At 51.8% G+C, this 17,550-nt stretch carries 26 protein-coding genes, 1 tRNA gene and 1 pseudogene; 12 read left to right on the top strand and 16 right to left on the bottom strand.

Annotated elements, in window-relative coordinates:
• Nucleotides 1-33 precede the first annotated feature (33 nt).
• From HC248_RS07020 to HC248_RS06955, 14 genes are all read right to left on the bottom strand, one after another.
• Entirely contained in the window at nt 34-1,539 is a 1,506-nt protein-coding gene (locus HC248_RS07020) for a phage portal protein (RefSeq protein WP_168921879.1), read from the bottom strand.
• Complete coding sequence (locus HC248_RS07015; RefSeq protein ID WP_168921878.1) at nt 1,536-2,102, bottom strand: hypothetical protein; 567 nt, start codon at nt 2,100-2,102, stop codon at nt 1,536-1,538. Before HC248_RS07015 ends, HC248_RS07020 begins: the two co-directional genes overlap by 4 nt.
• Before the next feature lie 57 nt (nt 2,103-2,159).
• Nucleotides 2,160-2,474 carry a hypothetical protein gene (locus HC248_RS07010; protein WP_168921877.1) on the bottom strand — a complete coding sequence of 105 codons (315 nt, stop codon included), beginning with the start codon at nt 2,472-2,474 and terminating at the stop codon, nt 2,160-2,162.
• A 5-nt stretch (nt 2,475-2,479) separates the two neighbouring features.
• Nucleotides 2,480-4,537, bottom strand: coding sequence for a phage terminase large subunit family protein (locus HC248_RS07005; protein WP_168921876.1), 2,058 nt, complete (start codon nt 4,535-4,537; stop codon nt 2,480-2,482).
• The gene (locus HC248_RS07000) at nt 4,534-5,109 is read right to left on the bottom strand and encodes a hypothetical protein (protein WP_168921875.1); all 576 of its coding nucleotides are present in this window, start codon (nt 5,107-5,109) and stop codon (nt 4,534-4,536) included. Before HC248_RS07000 ends, HC248_RS07005 begins: the two co-directional genes overlap by 4 nt.
• 121 nt (nt 5,110-5,230) lie before the next feature.
• Entirely contained in the window at nt 5,231-6,019 is a 789-nt protein-coding gene (locus tag HC248_RS06995) for a hypothetical protein (protein ID WP_168921874.1), read from the bottom strand.
• A gap of 2 nt (nt 6,020-6,021) precedes the next feature.
• Nucleotides 6,022-6,288, bottom strand: a complete 267-nt coding sequence (locus tag HC248_RS06990) for a hypothetical protein (RefSeq protein ID WP_168921873.1) — start codon at nt 6,286-6,288, stop codon at nt 6,022-6,024.
• Between the two features lie 4 nt (nt 6,289-6,292).
• Nucleotides 6,293-6,733, bottom strand: coding sequence for a hypothetical protein (locus HC248_RS06985; RefSeq protein WP_168921872.1), 441 nt, complete (start codon nt 6,731-6,733; stop codon nt 6,293-6,295).
• The gene (locus tag HC248_RS06980) at nt 6,730-7,758 is read right to left on the bottom strand and encodes a hypothetical protein (protein ID WP_168921871.1); all 1,029 of its coding nucleotides are present in this window, start codon (nt 7,756-7,758) and stop codon (nt 6,730-6,732) included. Before HC248_RS06980 ends, HC248_RS06985 begins: the two co-directional genes overlap by 4 nt.
• A 151-nt stretch (nt 7,759-7,909) precedes the next feature.
• Nucleotides 7,910-8,287: a hypothetical protein gene (locus HC248_RS06975; RefSeq protein WP_168921870.1), complete on the bottom strand. Its 378-nt coding sequence runs from the start codon at nt 8,285-8,287 to the stop codon at nt 7,910-7,912.
• On the bottom strand, nt 8,280-8,780 hold the full coding sequence (locus tag HC248_RS06970; RefSeq protein ID WP_168921869.1) for a phage regulatory CII family protein: 501 nt from the start codon (nt 8,778-8,780) through the stop codon (nt 8,280-8,282). The genes HC248_RS06975 and HC248_RS06970 overlap by 8 nt, the downstream gene beginning before the upstream one ends.
• Nucleotides 8,781-8,992: 212 nt before the next feature.
• Nucleotides 8,993-9,292: a hypothetical protein gene (locus HC248_RS06965; RefSeq protein WP_168921868.1), complete on the bottom strand. Its 300-nt coding sequence runs from the start codon at nt 9,290-9,292 to the stop codon at nt 8,993-8,995.
• Nucleotides 9,293-9,367: 75 nt separating this feature from the next.
• Nucleotides 9,368-9,667: a hypothetical protein gene (locus HC248_RS06960; RefSeq protein ID WP_168921867.1), complete on the bottom strand. Its 300-nt coding sequence runs from the start codon at nt 9,665-9,667 to the stop codon at nt 9,368-9,370.
• Nucleotides 9,664-9,876: a Cro/CI family transcriptional regulator gene (locus tag HC248_RS06955; RefSeq protein ID WP_168921866.1), complete on the bottom strand. Its 213-nt coding sequence runs from the start codon at nt 9,874-9,876 to the stop codon at nt 9,664-9,666. Before HC248_RS06955 ends, HC248_RS06960 begins: the two co-directional genes overlap by 4 nt.
• A gap of 69 nt (nt 9,877-9,945) precedes the next feature.
• On the opposite strand from HC248_RS06955, the pseudogene HC248_RS17945 reads away from it, so the two are divergent.
• The 5 genes and pseudogenes from HC248_RS17945 to HC248_RS06935 form a co-directional block, all read left to right on the top strand.
• A pseudogene (locus HC248_RS17945) lies at nt 9,946-10,113 on the top strand (helix-turn-helix domain-containing protein); the annotation flags it as partial.
• A gap of 51 nt (nt 10,114-10,164) precedes the next feature.
• Nucleotides 10,165-10,623: a S24 family peptidase gene (locus HC248_RS06950; protein ID WP_238342753.1), complete on the top strand. Its 459-nt coding sequence runs from the start codon at nt 10,165-10,167 to the stop codon at nt 10,621-10,623.
• 79 nt (nt 10,624-10,702) lie between these two features.
• Nucleotides 10,703-11,200, top strand: coding sequence for a hypothetical protein (locus tag HC248_RS06945; RefSeq protein WP_202882433.1), 498 nt, complete (start codon nt 10,703-10,705; stop codon nt 11,198-11,200).
• Nucleotides 11,197-11,973: a DUF1828 domain-containing protein gene (locus HC248_RS06940; protein ID WP_202882432.1), complete on the top strand. Its 777-nt coding sequence runs from the start codon at nt 11,197-11,199 to the stop codon at nt 11,971-11,973. The genes HC248_RS06945 and HC248_RS06940 overlap by 4 nt, the downstream gene beginning before the upstream one ends.
• 537 nt (nt 11,974-12,510) lie before the next feature.
• Nucleotides 12,511-13,065: a hypothetical protein gene (locus HC248_RS06935; RefSeq protein WP_168921864.1), complete on the top strand. Its 555-nt coding sequence runs from the start codon at nt 12,511-12,513 to the stop codon at nt 13,063-13,065.
• An 8-nt stretch (nt 13,066-13,073) separates the two neighbouring features.
• Here the strand turns inward: HC248_RS06935 and HC248_RS06930 are convergent, their stop codons facing one another.
• Entirely contained in the window at nt 13,074-13,484 is a 411-nt protein-coding gene (locus tag HC248_RS06930; protein ID WP_168921863.1) for a hypothetical protein, read from the bottom strand.
• 35 nt (nt 13,485-13,519) lie between these two features.
• Here HC248_RS06930 and HC248_RS06925 point away from each other — a divergent pair, with 35 nt between their 5' ends.
• From HC248_RS06925 to HC248_RS06900, 7 genes are all read left to right on the top strand, one after another.
• On the top strand, nt 13,520-13,774 hold the full coding sequence (locus HC248_RS06925; protein WP_168921862.1) for a hypothetical protein: 255 nt from the start codon (nt 13,520-13,522) through the stop codon (nt 13,772-13,774).
• Between the two features lie 62 nt (nt 13,775-13,836).
• On the top strand, nt 13,837-14,547 hold the full coding sequence (locus tag HC248_RS06920; protein WP_168921861.1) for a deoxynucleotide monophosphate kinase family protein: 711 nt from the start codon (nt 13,837-13,839) through the stop codon (nt 14,545-14,547).
• Nucleotides 14,544-14,795, top strand: a complete 252-nt coding sequence (locus HC248_RS17940) for a DUF7220 family protein (RefSeq protein WP_420372000.1) — start codon at nt 14,544-14,546, stop codon at nt 14,793-14,795. Before HC248_RS06920 ends, HC248_RS17940 begins: the two co-directional genes overlap by 4 nt.
• Before the next feature lie 444 nt (nt 14,796-15,239).
• Nucleotides 15,240-15,677, top strand: a complete 438-nt coding sequence (locus HC248_RS06915; RefSeq protein ID WP_168921860.1) for a hypothetical protein — start codon at nt 15,240-15,242, stop codon at nt 15,675-15,677.
• 127 nt (nt 15,678-15,804) lie between these two features.
• On the top strand, nt 15,805-16,071 hold the full coding sequence (locus HC248_RS06910) for a hypothetical protein (protein ID WP_168921859.1): 267 nt from the start codon (nt 15,805-15,807) through the stop codon (nt 16,069-16,071).
• Between the two features lie 46 nt (nt 16,072-16,117).
• Entirely contained in the window at nt 16,118-16,360 is a 243-nt protein-coding gene (locus HC248_RS06905) for an excisionase (RefSeq protein ID WP_168921858.1), read from the top strand.
• On the top strand, nt 16,282-17,424 hold the full coding sequence (locus tag HC248_RS06900) for a site-specific integrase (RefSeq protein WP_168921857.1): 1,143 nt from the start codon (nt 16,282-16,284) through the stop codon (nt 17,422-17,424). Before HC248_RS06905 ends, HC248_RS06900 begins: the two co-directional genes overlap by 79 nt.
• Nucleotides 17,425-17,449: 25 nt before the next feature.
• Here HC248_RS06900 and HC248_RS06895 read toward each other — a convergent pair.
• Nucleotides 17,450-17,525 (bottom strand) — tRNA-His (locus HC248_RS06895).
• Between the last annotated feature and the right edge of the window lie 25 nt (nt 17,526-17,550).

Below are 17,550 nucleotides of genomic sequence, written 5' to 3'. Positions count from 1 at the left end.
GCATCCGGTTTTCAAGGCAAGAAACCGGACAGATCATTTATTTTTTTCTGGCGTTGGCTGCGTCGGCGTAGCGCCTGGTGTACCTTCGTAAGCGTTCAAATTCACACCCAAAGTCTTAGCCATTTCTTGCGCGAATTTAATTGCCTTAAGCGTGTCCTCGAAGTCATAACCCATGGCGGCACTTGAATCTTGCGGGGCCATGAGACCGGCGCGTACGCTAAGAATCTTTGCCTCCATGTCGTTCTTAGGATCAACCCATTCCCAGCGCCGCGGCTGCCACTCGTGCTGGCTAAACTTGATAATCTTTGATGCGGGTAAAGCTGAGCCGTTGAGCATGGTGATAGAGCTAGACATCAGCGCCATCTGAAGCCAAGCCTGAAAAACTGGTTCCATAAATGCACCGATAAACCACTGCTGGTCTGCCATCCATCGATCGCGCTCTTCCAGTGTTCCGCTGCGAATGCTGGAAAAGCTCACGCCCTCAAGATCATTGGCTAGCGAGTGATATGCAACGCGCCAACCGGTAGCGATGCGCTGCAGCATGGTTTTTGCGAACGGTCCAAACACCTCGTTGGGATACTGGCTTTGATGTGCTTGAAAGCTATAGCCAGCGGGCAATGTGTCGTACACGCCAGGCTGGCTAGCCACGATATTTATAGCGTCTCCGCCGACACCATCAACATCACCAATTGGAGGCGTACCTTCATCTTCTTTTTGCTGAAAAAAACCGTAATGATTAGCGCCATGCTCGGCGGCTAGGAGCGCTGAGAGCATGAACTTTCCAAGGTGATGCAAGCTAAGCATGCCGGGCGCCATCCAAGGTATGCCCCGCATCTGTTCAGCACGCTCAATCTTAAATTTGTGCAGTAAATCAGTTGATGCAACGCGGACTCGGCGTCGGCCTGTGCGAGCACCATCGTTGGGGTGCGCTTCAAAAAGGTGTAGCGCTAGCGGGCGACGGTAGTTATCGACCTCCACACCCATGATGACTGTGTTACCGCCATAGTTGCCGTTGTAAGTGGTGTCAATGCGGTCTACATCGATCACCTGCAGCGCAAAGTTAAAACGGTTTTTCGCATCTGCACCGCGTACCATTCGAACTAAGAATTCACCATCACTTGGCAGGCCGCCAACGATGTTCTCGCAAAGGTCGCGCAAACTAAGTTGTCCCGTCACGTCGCAAGACTGGCTCCACTCTTCATAAGCGGCCTCGATAGCAGTGCTCGCTAAGCTGTCAGGCTTTCCGGGGGTATCTTCGACCTTGCTTTGAAGGCGTACGCCAGCTGGACCAATCAAGTTGTTTTCAACCATGCCGCGAAACTTGCGCGCATAGTCATTGTTGGTGACTAGCTGACGGCCGCGCTTGCGTAGTGAATTTAGGTCTGCACGTAATTCCTCATTGAGGCTGGATTCAGTAGCGAACCAGTCAGAAGTTAACCGGTCTATTCGAGCACCATCAAATCTTCGCATTTGTAACGCTTTATTTGGTGCGTTACTGGTCATGCGCTGCCAAGCACGGGAGAAAAAACCGGACTTCATGCCCCAAACCTCACAAAAATTCGGTTGGGATTTTTGCGGCCGGCAGTGATGGATGCAGCGGTGTTCTCGCTGCGAACATCACGGCGTAAACGGTCCCGCAGCTGTAGCAGTTCAGGAATTGGAATGTACTTGAGCTTGCGACCAGCAATCTCATATTCAGCAGTCGCGCTGCTGGCACGGCCCTCAAGAGTTAACTCAATCGCCTCAAGCGTTCGTCTTGCCTGACTACGTGCGTCTAACGTAGCGGCGCTAAAAGCCGCATTAACTACAACACGACCGCTACCAACTGTAAAAACGTAATCAGATTTCTTGACAGAGGCACGCCAGTCGTAATTTCCTGCAGCCCAGCCAGCTGTAGTGCTGGCCAAGACATTGATCAGATGATCGTCACCCTGGTCAATAGAGTCGAAAGTAATTTTGCCTTTTCCATTGATCAATATGTAATTGAGATGCCAGCCGTCGCTAGCGGGATAGTTCTCAAACGACTTGAGCCACTTGGCGGTATCGCCAGCATTGAGGCTGGCCGGTTCGGTGCTGGGGATAGGTGGGGACATGTAAGGCATAGTCACTTACCTGTTGTCCGGTTTTCAAGGCAAGAAACCGGACGAACTCCCTAGCGTTCAGGAATTGATAATTTCCCATAACCGTGAAGGCCCTAGTCCATGGCGGCGCGAAAGCAGAGCAATTCGCTCGCCCGCTTGGTACTCACGTTTGATAGCGGCGTTACGGTGGCTGAGTGTGCCGCCCTTGCGCTGTACATAGACACGATCACCACCCCACTTTTCCCGAGCTTCACGCTCGACTTGTGCTGCAAGCTCTGCGGTAAAACTCGGAGCCATCGCCAATACTTGGCTAAGTAAGTCATGGATGATGTCTGTTGCGCTCGGGCTGTATGCGGCAGGTAAACACTCGATCGGCAAGATAGGTTGCTGCATTTTTTTTACCATGATGTAGAGGTGTTAGCGCGGCGCCCAGAGCGCTGCAGCATTGGATTAGGGCGGTTAGCCGGCAACGAAATAGGGAGTTTTTCTTCTTGATTTCTATTTTTTTGCCCGCTACTTTCAACTGACTTTGTTGTGCTAAATCCTGAGTTACTGAACAAATCAGGCGCACTTGGGCAATACTTCAGCTCGCGCCGGGCCCAGCCCGGCTCACGGTAAGTTTGAATACCCAAATGGCAGGCGGCTGCATAGGCGTAGACCATGCAGTCGCCGCCCTCTTCGCGCTTTCCTTGCGGCGTTATCCAGCGCATGCTGGACTTGCCCTGCACAGTGACGGGCATCAGTCGCGCAGCGGTCATTTGCTCATACTCATCGGTACCGTCCAGAGCTTTGGGAACGTGCACGTAGCCTGGTCCGACTTGGGTGATGCGCATGCGGCCGTAAAGCAAGTGCTTGGCGGTATCGGTACCGATTGGCCACAACTTCAGACTGCGCGCCATGGTCTTGCCGCGCCATGTGACATCCATCAGACTGGGTTTCCCCAGAATGGTCTTGCCGTAGGTGCTAGCACCTTTGATGGCCAGCACACCGGCGTGGGTGTGGCTGCGGCAGTAGCTGTAAACGGCGTGTGTGTTGTGGCCGCCGGTGTCAACGCAGGTCGACTCAACCAGCATCTGAGCGCCGCTGACGTGCAGTATTGGCGTGTTGCGGATTTCGCTCAAACGCGTCCAGGGACTGCCGGGTGTGTTCTCGTCTAGGTTCGGGTCACCATAAATAATGTGGCGAGCCACTAGCCAGCTTTCCTCGCCGCGACCAAAAGCCCAGACTCGCGCTTCCAATCGATCAGGCTGGGTATCTACACCCATGGTCAGCATCAAACCGCCGCGCGGAATATTGCCTAGCTCATAGGCTTCTGCCCTGCGCGCCAGCGCTTGGTGATCAGCGCCGCTGCCGGTTTCCTCCCAGGTTTCAGCCAGACTGGAATTGAGAAACTTTTTAAGCGGTGCGCTGTTTCCTATCAGCCTAGCGGCCTGCGCTTGTTCCCATTCTTCGACTAAGCTGGACCAGCTTTTCCAGCCCAAGGGCGAGTAGAGCTTGTTAATCCAAAAGCCTGCGCGCTTGCCCTGCCCTTTGCCAGGTGCGTCAGCAATCCAGATGCCGCCAGCGAGCATAGAGTTCTTGTGATGCTCTTCAATCTCGGCACCGCAGTGCCGGCAGACATACACGGCGGTTTCTGGCCTAGCTGCACCGCCTTCAGTCTTTTTCCACTTGATACCCCAAGCAGTTTTACTTCCCCACTCAAGAATCTGTAGCTCGCTGCAGTGCGGACAAGGCACATGGTACTTCCGCTGATCGCTGGCTAGGTATTCGCTCTCGATGGTGCTGCTGCCTTTGATGTTGCAGGTGCTCGCAATGATCAACTTACGCCGAGAAAAGTTACTCATGCGCTCTTCGAGCAAGCCCAGCGGGGGGCCTTCGTTGTCGACGTCTGCGGGCCACTTGTCGACCTCATCGGCCACGGCAAAGCCAAGCGGTTTAGAGGCCAGACTCGATGCACTGTTTGCGCCGCCAAAGAACACCGTAAAGCCGCCTTGAATTGACCGGCTGCGCCAGCTGGTGGATTCATCGCGGCTTTTGCGCACCGCCACCTTGCCGCGCATGGCTGGAGTTTGCAGGATCGTGGGGAGGAACCGCTGGGCGCTGTGATCTTGCGCGTCTTGCAGCGTCGGCTGCACCATCATCATGTCTTGCGGGTCGGTGTGGATCCGCTGCATAACGGCGTTATAAAGCACTTCACTTTTTCCCATCTGAGTCGCAAACCACAGCACCACCCGCTCAAAGCCGGTATGGCTTGATGCGCACTGCATGGGCTCAACCAGATAGGGTGTGCGCTCATTACGCCATGGGCCGCGCTCGGGACCTTTGGCTATGTGGCGAAACTGTGCAGCCCATTCGGCGGTGTCGATGCGCGGCGGCGGTGCAAAAAACTTAGCCATGAGTTTCTCGACTAACGCAGTAGCGCGGGCAATGTCGTCAGGTAAGTCGCGGGCGCTCATTCGAGATCTGCCGATTGTTGGCCAAGCCGCACAGAGGCACCTGATAGCAGCTCAAGCGCCTGATGAATTTCTGCGTACAGAAGGTTTTGCACACTGCCTGGGTCGGACTCAGCCGCCAGTAATGGCGCCATCCGCGACGGGATCTGCAGCAGCGCCTCACGCGCAGTGGCCATGGCCACTGACAGGACGGCTTTGACGGCATCGAGACGGATCAAGCTGCCTTTTTCTTCGGCTTCTTTCATCTCTGATAGGTTCGCCTCTGATATTCGCAAACGCGTGCGAGCGGCGTCATGGTCTTCCTCTGAATCCAAGACGGCCACCTCAGTTTCGTACTCTTTGATCATGGATTGGAAGTGATCACCGCCGACGCGGCCATAGCTGCGCGGAGGCGAAGGAGTTGGAAAGGTGACGGGTGGTGCAGGCTTTCTGGCCGCCACATTTTGCCGCGCTACACGCCACGCTTGGGCAGCCTCGATTGAATACACCGGCATGCCTAATTTTTTGTTCTTTGTAATAGTCGCTGGAGAAAGCATCAAGGCCCGACCAATGGCCGCCTGCGATGGAGTATTCACCCCTAATTGTTCACCGTTCACCATTTACAAAACCAGTGCGCTAGCGATTTCACGCGGTTCGAATTACCCTTGGGCGGCAGACCTCTGGAAGTACCTTGACCGGGGGGGTGGGCCTGCGCTATCAAAGTTGACCGCCTTGACTCTTTGGCATCGCAGTGCGCACGGACGCATCAAAAGCGCTGTCGAACTGAGCTGGAAACTCTTTATCAAATGCTTTCTGTGCAATGCCGAAGAAGTCAAGACGCCGCTTGTATTTGACTTGCTTCACGAAGATCAAGACAGGCTTTAAGCTGCTGCCAAACCCCGTCTTCACGCGTTGGTAAACGCCGGGCTGCAAGTGCCTAGCCTTAAGGCTACCGACCTTGTTGACCCAGTAAACAAAGCCGTAGGTATTCTTTTTAACGCTACCCTTGGCCAGCCGTTTCACAGTCGTAGCGTTTGCCTTGTTGTAGCCCGCCTCGGTGTAGGTGCCGAGCACGTTGAGCAGCTGGGAGATCTGACCTGCGCTCATGTTCCCGTACTTGTCGAGTTTGGCCGCAGCGCCAGGTACTGCATTCCATCCAGCGGGTATCAACTGCATCGATAGCAGCCGCGCCTCCATTGCCTTGTAATGCCGCTTACTCATGAGCACATGCGGCTCGACCATTGAGCGCGCGCTTTCAACTGAATTCTTATCCTTGTAGCCCAGCCTGGCCGACAGATTAATTTTGCTCGACCGCACGACGCGCAGCGAGTTCAACACCCAAGGCGTTGGCCGGTTAAACACTTGCTGCATGTTCTTACGCACTGCACCTTGAGCAAGCTCAGCGGATTTGTTGATCGCCACAGATAGCGCGAATGGCACTTGGCCAGCCGCCTTTTGCAGTGCTGCCCGTACCTGAGATGTGTCTGTCGTGATGTTGATCTGCATGCTCATTGCTCCCAGCTCATGGATTGTGTTTTGATGTTGTCAAGCAGGTCTTGCTCTGCTCCGCTAAGCGCACATCCCGCTCCTTCAGGGCCTGCAAAACAGCCGCCCGTGTAGGGTTTTCTGGGCGCAAAGCTAAGGCGTACAGCATCGCTTCCTGCGCAGGTTTCAATGGCCGGGCCGAAGCGATTAGACGAGCGCAGCAATGGACGCACCGTGTGTAGTAGCCACCCCAGTGCGGCTGCGTTACCGATTGCTGGCAGTCCCGACATTGGCTCACCCCACCATTCCGAGTGCAGCACGCGCACTCATGAGCGTGTAGGGCATGACTCGCTCGCCAGCAGCATCCTTCGCAATCGCGCGGTGAGCCCAATCTTTCGCGCCGCACAGGGGCGCATCGCGTACTGGCGCCAGCTTTGCCAACTCCTTTGTGACCCGATCTTGGCCAGCCTTGACGTAATGCAGTTCCGGTACTTGCTCAGCAGGCAAAGTGTTTGCGATTTTGCGAAACTCCAGCACTGTCGGCGGCTTGACCGGCAAGTTTTGTAAGGCCCATACAATTGCCTTTGGCCGGTTTTCATACCCCGTCATTTCGTGCGACCAGTCAGCCTTCACATCCGCAATATTCATCCCCTCCCAGCGAGATGAAAAGTCACGGCCATAAACCAATATCAGCTTAGTAAAAATCTTATCTGTCCAAGCAGCGGGAAGGTTCATTTTGCAATCTCCAAAATTGTTGCGGAATTGACCGATCGAAAGTAATCGGCAGCGTCTTGATTGGGTTTTTGACTTGGTGCAGGCCGCGCCAGTTCGGGTGAAATTTCAGCAACACGCAGGCGGCATGATCGCTGGTAGGCCGTCTCCGACGCTTGCTGCGGTACCGCCAGCGCAGTGCTGGCCAGCTGAGCTGCATCAGTCATTCGGCCCTCAACAATCGCCAGTGCGTAAGCAAAGTTTTTTTGCTTTTCGGCGCACTCTCGGGCAACGCCAGCGAACAGTCCGATGTCTGCGCCTTTGTCGATCAAAACTAGTAGCTTGGGGTGCGAAGGGTTGGTTGCCGTCATGCCTTCGGCTTTCATCGCAACGCAAATTGCACCGGCAATCGAAGGGCGGACAACGGCTTCGTCGTGCGCGTACTGAGGTTGAGTTGTTAAACCGCCCTTTTCTTCTTTCTCTATCTCTTTCTCTATCTCTTCTCTAGCTAACGCACTACTAACGCTGTGTGCGTTAGTTTTATGATGACTTGGCGTTAGTACGGCGTTAGCGTCATTAAAGATGGGCGTTAGCTGTGCGTTCATTTCATAGTCATCCTGCGTTAGCTGTGCGTTAGTCTCATCGCTGTAGGGCGCTGTCTGAGCGTTAGCTTTAGAGCCTTTTTTTGTCGTCGCTGGTGGATTTTCTGAAGCGTGATTAGCAACACGCTTTGCAACTTGGCAGCGTTTTTTAGCGGACGTTCCGTTGTGTTTAACGAAGTCAATAATGCGTACGCCGTCCGAGCTCTCTTCAAGCCACTCGATACTACAAAGCGCAGCGGCAAAGCCCGGGACACCCGTCTTCCTATCAATACTCTTGCACGTCAGACCAATCAACAGGCCGTCTTCCGTGTGTTGGTCAGCAGTAGCCCATAGCCAATACAAAGAGCCCACAATGACGGCCTCGGAACTATCAGTTGCGTCCACCAGGCGCGCCACTCTAGGGTCATCCCAAAGATTGCCGCGCATCTTGATCCAATCGCCAGCCATTAAAAAACCGCCTTCGATGTGCAATTAATTTGAATTTTCATGATCACCCTTTCACCACCTAAAAAAGACACAGCGGCAGGCAGTAGGTGAGACTGCTTTTCGGCACAGGGATCAATCTGCCGCCTAGCCTTGTGAAAACTCGGCATAGATATCAGTAAAAATCGGTTGTTAAAGCCGGTGCGGTAGACCCAGAAGGAATTTCCGCAATAGATCTAGCGCTTGGTGCGTAATAGGCATAAGAAGAAGGCGAAGCGTGTTGAGCCATACCGGCTGGCAACACCTCCCAAGTCGACCGGCGCTTGTCTGAACGGCGCAGCAAAAACCCATCCAGTGCAAGGTAAGTGAGTTCTCGCGACAGACTGGACTTTTCGATCAAAGCACCCGGCTTGGCTTGAGCTCGTAAGGCGTGCAGGATTTCAGCAAGCGTTAGATCCAATCGTCCACGCCGCTGTGCGAGCAATACGATATCCAACGCGTTATGTGCCAGGTGCGATAGCTTGCGCGGCTTGTCGGTATTTAATTCACTCATGACTTCTCGCTACGACTGATCCACGTAGATAAGCAGGCTTACCAGCCTCATGCATTGCACACATGCTGGCCACGCACGTTTGGCCTTTAGACACCAGCTCGCCAAACTGACGCTCAACTTCGCGTAGCTCAGTCAAGCTAACTTTGCCGTCAGACAAGGACTCAGCAGCACTGGCCATGAACAGACCGAACTCATGCGCAGCATCAGCAAGGCATTTAAAAGTTGGTCCATTCGCGCCCTGATCTGGTGGCAACGGGATTAACAAAGCACCGGCATTTACTGCTGCAGCAGTAACTGGCGCAAGATGGTTTGGTACCTTTGCGGCAAGACACAGCGATATCAGCAACTCCTCATCGTCAACGCCCCACTTGTATCCATCAACGCCGGTCAATTCTTTGCGCAGTGTGTCTGGGCGCTTACCCATATGTGCAGCAAGTGAGTCAAAGTCAGGGAAGCGGCGCGCTAAGTGCAGCGCAGCGATACGTCGGTTCATAGCCAGACCTTCAAAAAATGGGGATGGGAACAAATACAAAGCTTTGGCAAACTGGAGTCATGCGAAACCAAAGGACTCCTTTTAATAACCATGAGCCGCATGGCATTTACTGGCCTGTTGTTCATGGTTTAGATTTCTGTGCTGTAAAAAATGCGGTTAGTTGCGCTATATGAGTGGTCTCGACACAATGGAAAAATCTGTTTTTAGCAAAATCAATTTGCATAGGAGACTCCATGTCCATGACGAAAATCGGTACGGCCGGAATCAAATGCCCCAAATGCGGGGGCAATCAGTTCCTCCAAGGCAACACGCCAGAGATGGAAGATCAGATAAGTTGTATCAGTTGCGGCAATTTCTTCAGCCTTCAGTTGGAGATCGACAAGATGGCAAAGGCGTTCAAGATAAGGACCGCAGAAATACTTGGAAAAGAGCTCGATTAGAGAGGCAAACTTTTCCGCTTGGCTTATCAATTGCGATCTATCAACTAATATTTGGGATGCAGCGGTCCTCATGCCACCGCCTTTTCGGACACTGCAAAACATCCAATGCAGAAGTTGCCCCCTTGCAAAAATCTATTTCTCACAACTTCAATTTGCATAGGGAACTCCATGTCCATGACCAAACTCACTACGGTCGAGATCAAATGCCCCAATTGCGGAAGCAATCAACTCATCCAGGGCGAGGCTGCGGAAACCGTAGATCAAGTGACCTGTGTGGCTTGCGGAACTTTTTTCAGCTACAAGGCGGAAGTCGAGAAGATTGCAAGCGAGCTCAGAAATACGCTTGTGGGCATCGTGCGGAATACGCTCAAGTAAGCAGCGAAGTTCGTCGTCTTGATGCTGTATTGGTGAAGCATCAACTGAAATTTGTATTGCTGTGGTGCTCATGCCGCTGCCTTTGCGGGCTCTACGAGTTCCCTTTGAGAAAGGTAGAGCGCCCAATGTGGGCCGGGATGCGCGAGTTGCAGGTATTGATGTCTGGCGTCCGGCACACTGTTATCGGATACCCATTGCGAAACTGCCGAGTCAGTCACATTGCATTCACGAGCAATTGCAGCTTGGCCGCCGATTGTTTTAAGCAGAGTTTTGGTGTCCATGCCTCTAGCTTAAGTGAACTTAATACAATAGTCAAGTTTTCTTAAGTATTTAATTGTTAAGCTTACTTAATGAATACCTTTGCACTTCGCCTTGCTTACGTCCTTAATGCAAGGGGTAAGACGCCAGCAGACTTAAGCCGGTCATTAAAAGTCTCCGAGTCGGCTGTTTCTCAATGGTTAGGCGGTGAAACCAAGTCGATGAGGGGAAACAACCTAATTTCTGCTTGTTTATTTTTAAACTGTGAACCGCAATGGCTATCGTCCGGCAAAGGTCAAACCGGTCTTGATGTGATAGCTGAAAGCAAAGAAATCAACCTAATCAACAACCCGGACTATCCAGCCATTCGACGGGTGCGCTTCAAGCTATCCGCAGGCGCTAGCGGCTTTGCTGTTGAATACGACCAGGGAGAAGGTGTACCCATGGTCTTTGGCTGCGATTGGTACGCTAAAAGAGGCCTTACGCCAGATAAATTGTTTGCTGTGTCCGTCTCTAACGGCAGCATGGAGCCGGGCTTGCACCATGGCGACACAGTGGTGGTCAATACTGAATGCATCGACCCAAAAGACGGTCACGTTTTTGCCGTTAATTACGAGGGTGAGCTAGTCATCAAGCGAATGATTCGTGACGCTGGCGACTGGTGGCTATCGAGCGACAACTTAGACCAGCGCCGCTACCCGCGCAAGCTGTGCGGTGAGGGTGTGTTTTTGATTGGTGAGATTGTTCAGAAGCAGAGTGAGCGGATTTGAATGGCCGTACCCATACGGCCCGTGTGTCATAAGGAAGATCGGCGGGTTTGCCGGTATTTGCGGAAAATAAGGAGCGCCCGTGAAATTGACTGATGTTGAAATCGAGCAGTTGCTAACCGTTCCAAAAACCGTAATAAATCCAAGGGCACGCAAGAAGCTGCAGAACGGATCAGAGCAGACAAATTATGATTTAATTTGCGAAAACGGTATGTCGTTTCGGTTGTACGTTCGTCAAAATACCCGTATCCCCAACGGGTTTTCGTGTGGTTTGTACTACATTACATTGGCTGGAGAATCAATCACACTAGCGCGTTACAACGGAAGTGATCACGCCCACAGCAACCCCTTGGAGGGCACAGCTCCATTCTTCATGGCCTGTCACATTCACAGGGCAACCCAGCGCTATATGGAGGCTGGACGAAAGGCTGATCATTACGCTGAAACAACAACTCGGTATTCAGATCTAACCGGAGCATTGAAAGAAATCCTTTCTGACTGCAAAATAGATGGCCTAACTCAAGTCGATAGCCCGACCCCGCCCATACCAATTGACGAACCGCAGAACAAGTTATTTTGAACGCAACTATTGAGTCACTCCGCGACAACTTGTGCGCCGCATTCTGCCGGGATGTGGCGGTGGTTCAGCGCGCCAGCGACTTTGCGGTTTCACTGCCAATCGTCGGGCGGGATGGAGATCACCTTACCGCCTATATCAGCGATCAGACGGCTGGCTGGCGGGTGTCTGACATGGGCGCTACGCTCATGCGATTGAGTTACGAAAACGACCTCTCCAAGTTGCTTACAGGAGCGCGGAAAAAGCTTTTCCTTGCCGTTCTTCAAGAGGCCGGACTAACTGAGGTTGACGGTGAGATTTTCATTGAGGTTCCGGCTGACGCGCTCTCAAAAGGGCTTTTCGCCTTGGGGCAGGGAGCGACCCGGGTTGAGGACTTGGGACTTTGGACTCGCACAAGAGTTGAAAACACATTCAATGATGACCTTAGAAGTGTGCTGCTGGATATTGTTGGTGTGGATGGGTTTATCGAGGGGTACGAAGTGCCTGGTATCTCAAGCAGTGAAAACTATCCGGTAGATTTTTACGTCAAAACACCTGATATTCCACTTTACGTATTTGGTGTGCAGCATCGGGATAAGGCCCGGCTCACAACGATCATTCTTCAGCATCTATCGGCGAATAATCAGAAATTCAATTCGATGGTGGTTTACTCGGACGTGGACGATATTCCAAAAATCGACGCCAAGCGACTAATGAACGCCGCGAACGATGCGGTTGCAAGCATCAACGACAGTGCTGTCATTCGGTCAAAGATCGCCCACAGGCTGACCATCTAAAGTAAACCCACCCCACACAAACCACCCTTGAGGTGGTTTTTTTACGCCTGCCTGATCTAGCGCCTTAGATCCCCACCCCACCAACCGCCCCTTGAGGCGGTTTTTTACGTCCGTTGGTTGGCATTAGGGTTTTTGGGTAGATTTATTTCGCCTAAATACTTAAGTTCGCTTGACTAATTAAATTAAGTTCGCTAAAGTTCATTCATCGTAGTAAAAAACAAGCAACAACGGCATCGCCCGAAATTGATCTTTAAAAACTTAACCCGCGTAGCGACGACAGCACAGCAAAGCGTGACTGGCGTTTAGCAGCGGAACCGAGCCAGCGGGTAGCTGGATGAGGCGGCACGGCCAAGAGCAGCAACGTGCCAAGTCAAGCCGCCCGCGTGGGGTTAAAGGCTTGTGTGAGTAGCGCTGAAACCTGAACAGGGGATACGCCAGCCAGCCATTCCCAAGAGTGGCTATCAATGAGCGCAGTGACAGAGCGTTCATTGATAAAAAGCGACCTTTCGATGCAATTAAATTACTTTTAAGGCCAATATGAAGACGATCACAGTGTCCCGTTCTTGCGCAGCCAATAAAGCGCTACGGCTCAACATTCGACGACTCTATGCCAGTAACCACCTTGTCAGCGACCATGCTTGCGTAATCAATTCGAGCTTGTGCATTGAAATTCAAGCCACCGGCGAGACACCATTCAAAAAAATGATCCGGGTCTATGTCGACACAGACGACTCTAAGACCATTTACCTCTTTGCTCTTGCGGACTATCTCTGCATCCACCAGCCACTCGTCGAAACTGCGGTGGAGTATGTGACGGTCCTCAAAAAGCGCCATCAGTTTGTCGAAGTTCTCCCTTTTGTACCAAGCCATACTGACGACTTGAACCTGTTGATTCATAGCGATCTCCCTAACGAATACGAAAATTTAATTTTCCGCTCTGACCAAGGCACTAGCAAGTCATCCAAAGCAAAAGAAGTAACAGAAATACTGAGCTGCAAAAACATCGTTGATGACTGGAGCCCAAATACCACCGTCATTACACCCAAAGCGACTTACCAGACCAACGTTGCCATGCCAGGAGGTGCCGCATGAACACCAAACTAATGCGGGTTCATCTTCGTGGACTGGAGATCAACGCACAGTGCGGGAAAGGCGGCGTCGTAAACCTCGATGTTCGAACACAACAAAAGTACAAAGGAGTCTGGGAGCGCTTGCGCCAAAACCTTGCGAACGCGCTCTTCAGCGTTGGTGATATTTGCCACCCCAGCAATGAATACGCTGCCCTGCGGATAGTTTTGCAAGTGGTGGGTAGAGCATCTATCGACGATAGTCAGCCCAGCTGCGCTGACACGAGCAGCACCCAGGTTTGGCCCATTCAATGTGCCAACGGTGATGCCCACTACACAGCTCTTTTGGTCCACGAGGGTGTCAAACGCCATCACGATGATCTGTCCGCTGTAACCAGCCAATTCACTACTTTGCGTGGACAAGAAAGTACTGGAAATTTGCATATCTATCAGTTTACTGGCAGAAAAGGCGTTTGTATATGAAAGACGTCAGAACACTAGCACTCGCTCTGCTCTTTGCTATAGCGCTTTCTACAGCTTATCTGCTCGATGGCCCAAACGACATACAAGCAGCTCAAGATATAGCAGATGACGCAGCTTACGCAGTGGCCCTAGCAGATGGCGGCAAAGCCACTTGCGCAGCACTAGGCCGTGACCCTAGCTGGACAGTAGATGGTGACTTGGTCTGCCGATTACATAAAGCTGCCAAGATAGTGCTGGAAGCCCGCCTATGAATTACTGAAAACACATCTTTGATCATCAATCAAATCTGTAGCAAAACATTGGGAGTACTAAATTGAATCCTGACTTGAAAAAATACAAAATCATCGGTCTGAGCGGCCCAGCCTGCAGCGGTAAAGACACTGTTGCCGACCTCTTAGTCACGCATGCCGGTTTTCACAAAATCTCGTTTGCCGACGCATTGCGCGCAGAGGTAGCAAACGCATTTTTAATCGACCAAGTTTTTCTGACTCAGCGCGAAACGAAAGAGCAACCAATGCGGTGCTTGGCACTGAGCCGCTGTTTGGATCAAAACTTTGCTATCAGCATGGCCGGCGTATGCATGGAAACCGACCCTCAATTTGACGTAGACGCACCACGAAGCCCACGGCAAATCATGCAGTGGTGGGGCACTGACTATCGACGTCACCAGCAGGAAGATTACTGGGTCAGCAAAGCCGAGAACGAGATCAGGCAGCTTTATCAGCAACAGGGCTTTAGCAATCGCGTAGTGTTAGCGGATTGCCGATTTGCAGATGAAGCCGCTATGGTGCGCGAGCTGGGTGGTCAGATATGGCAAATCAAACGTGATGGTACTCATGTGATGCCAGGTGCACACGTTTCAGAAGTAAGTGGCGCCGAATTTCAGCCAGATGTGATTTTGAACAACAACCATACAGTCGAGCATTTGTGCGAATGCGCATTAGAGGCTTACTGGACCAGCTTCACTGGGCTTGCGCCGGGTAGTTTAAAGGTACAAATTGACGCGCCGAAGGAGGCAGCATGACCCAGACCCGCCTAGGAAGCCTAATCGAATCCTTAATTAACGTGCTTGTTGGATTTGTTATTTCATTAGTACTGACCGCAATAGTGCTCCCAGCCTACGGCCATGAAGTGACGTTAGTCGACAACCTCCAGATCACTCTGATATTTACGCTTAGCAGCATTGGCCGGAGCTATCTATTGCGCCGTTACTTCAATGCCAGCATCCACCACGCAGCACACCAATTAGTTAACAAGGGATCACGGACATGACAAAGACTCAAACTACCCCTCCATTGACACCACATCCAAGCTTCGGCAATTCATCCACGACAGAAAAATATGACGGAGCCGAACTCAGGCCTTTTAATACGCGACCCGGCTCGCAAGACAGCCTGTTAATTCCATCGCTGATCGGATCAAAGCGGGTTTACCGAAAGGATGCCAAGTGAGTAATTCTGAATACTGCGCGTAGGCAGAACAGCAAGATGCAGCTAGCAAAAAAGATGCAATGGGGTCGTCTTTTACCTCATGGCTAATTACTATTTACCAGCCTGACGGACTATCAAAAATAAACACTAAATGCCAAATGATTTATGAAACGCAAAACAAACTTAAAGCACATCGCATCTTGCCAGATAGTGGAAAAAACTTAGAGCTTTTTTCATGAGTCACGGACGCAGAAAGCCGCGCCAACCTCGCTGGCCAGCTAACCCCATGACTCTCGAGTCGACCTGTCGTAAGGTGAAAACTTTTGATAAGGAAGAAGCAGCAGAGCTCAGCAATGAAGCACGCATAGCCTGGCTCAATCTCAAACACGGCACGGGCACAACGACGCACTTTGACACGCTGGCGACTGCACTTAATTCCGCTTTAGTGATGTGCGAGCCTATTGGCCAAGAGGCTGTCGATGTGGTGATAAGAGCTCAACTATCTGTGGTTGAAATGCAGTCGCGTTACCGACGAACAAGCACTTTTGGAGCCGATGCAAACGCCTTGGCCAACGTACCGGACGGACTTGATTTGTATGACCAGCTGCTGACATTCTCTAACCCCTTGCAGCTCGTGCGAGCAGTTAAAGATTCGTGGAAGCGTATTGAAAACGGTGATGTCTTGGCTTCGGTAGGCCCACGACTGGATCGGCCAGCATGGTAATGCCTGACTGATGACGATATTTATGCCATCGGTAGACACCTCGGAAATTCGTGCCGACTAGGTGGCAACTCAAACATTGATATTGACTATGCCCGCGCAATCGAGGCTAAATTGAAGGAGCTAAACCATGACTGATATGCGATGCCCATACTGCGAAGCAGATCAAAAAGTTTGCCAAGACGATAGCGGGAAATATTCTGAATCAGAACGACATGAGCATACTTGCACAAGTTGTGACAAAAACTTTGTGTTTAGAACAAACATTAGCTTTAACTACAACCCAAAAAAAGCAGATTGTTTAAATGGCGAACCTCACATCTTGCAATTAACAAAAACATGGCCAAAAAATATACGACGTGGCGGTGCAAAAGTTGTGACTTTGAGCGAGATATGACAAGTGAAGAACTAGTAAAGCTACTAAAGCTAATAAAGGAAAGAACATGAGCACCGCCCCATACGTCACTGTAGATCTGGCCGCCAGCCTCACCGGATACAGCGAAAAAGCTATACGCCGTAAGATTCAAGACGGGATCTGGCTAGAAGGCCGTGAGTACCGAAGGGGCCCAGACGGCCGAATTCTTATTTCAATCAAAGGGTATCAATCATGGGTGGAGTCAACATCAGGCCAAACTCGATCCGCGTCACGTTCACGCTCGATGGCAAGCAGCAGCATCGCACTCTAACCTTGAACGGCAAGCCGATGCCCCCGACATCGGCCAATCTAAAGTATGCCGAGCGCCTGGTGGCCGAGATCAAAGAGAAAATCCGACTCAGCACTTTCAGCATGGCTGAATACTTTAGGGCAGCCGGCGATGGTGGAAAACTAACGGTAGGCGCTCAGCTCGACACCTGGCTCAAGGGCCAGCGCATCGAGGAGTCCACTCGGGCAGGATATGAGTCTTGCGCCAAATTTTGGAAAATAACGGGTTTGGGAGATAAGGCGCTGCGAGCTTTGCGCACCAGCGACATCCTTACAGCCTTGGCAACACGCCCGGATCTGTCTGGCAAGACCGTAAATAACTACGTCCAGGTGCTGCGCGAAGCGGTCGAGCTAGCCGTCACCGACAAGATTCTGGTTGACAACCCAGTTATCAAAGTCCCCCACGCCAAACACCAGAAGGAGCCGCCTGACCCGTTTAGTCGCGAAGAAATGGAAAAGGTGCTGGTCAGCTTGGCAGACAAGCACCCAGGCCAAGTTTCCAACTTTACCGAGTTTTGGTTTTGGACTGGCATGCGCACGTCTGAGATCTTTGGCTTGCGCTGGGACAACGTGGATCTGGCCAGCGGCTTGGTGGTGGTGAGGGAAGCCGTGGTGCGCGGTGTTCAGAAAGACCGTACCAAGACCAATGTGGAGCGTACGGTCAATCTCAACAGCCGGGCGCTGGCCGCCATACAGCGCCAGCGCGAACATACGCAAGTTGCAGGCGAACATGTCTTTACCGACCCTAGGTATCGCACAGCTTGGGTAGATGAGCGCGCCTACCGCAGGAGCTTTTGGACGCCTACCTTGAAAATTTTGGGAGTTAGATACCGCAGGCCTTACAACATGAGGCACACATACGCCACTGTAATGTTGATGGCAGGAATGAATCCAGCGTTTTGCGCAAAGCAGCTGGGGCACAGCGTTGAAATGTTCCACAAGACGTATGCCAAGTGGTTGGACGGCGATCAGAACGTGCGCGAGATGGCGCGACTAGAAACTACTTTATGCCCGAGTTATGCCCAGAAAAAAATAAAGGCTCCGTAGAGCCTTGATTTTATTGAGTATTTAATGGGGTGGCTGATGGGGCTCGAACCCACGACAACAGGAATCACAATCCTGGACTCTACCAACTGAGCTACAGCCACCGCAAGACAATATTATAAGGCCTAC

Origin of the sequence: Polaromonas vacuolata (genome assembly GCF_012584515.1) — a bacterium.
Taxonomy (GTDB): Bacteria; Pseudomonadota; Gammaproteobacteria; order Burkholderiales; family Burkholderiaceae_C; genus Polaromonas; species Polaromonas vacuolata.
Note: the sequence above shows the minus strand (reverse complement) of the source record. Positions and strands in the feature narration are given on the sequence as shown.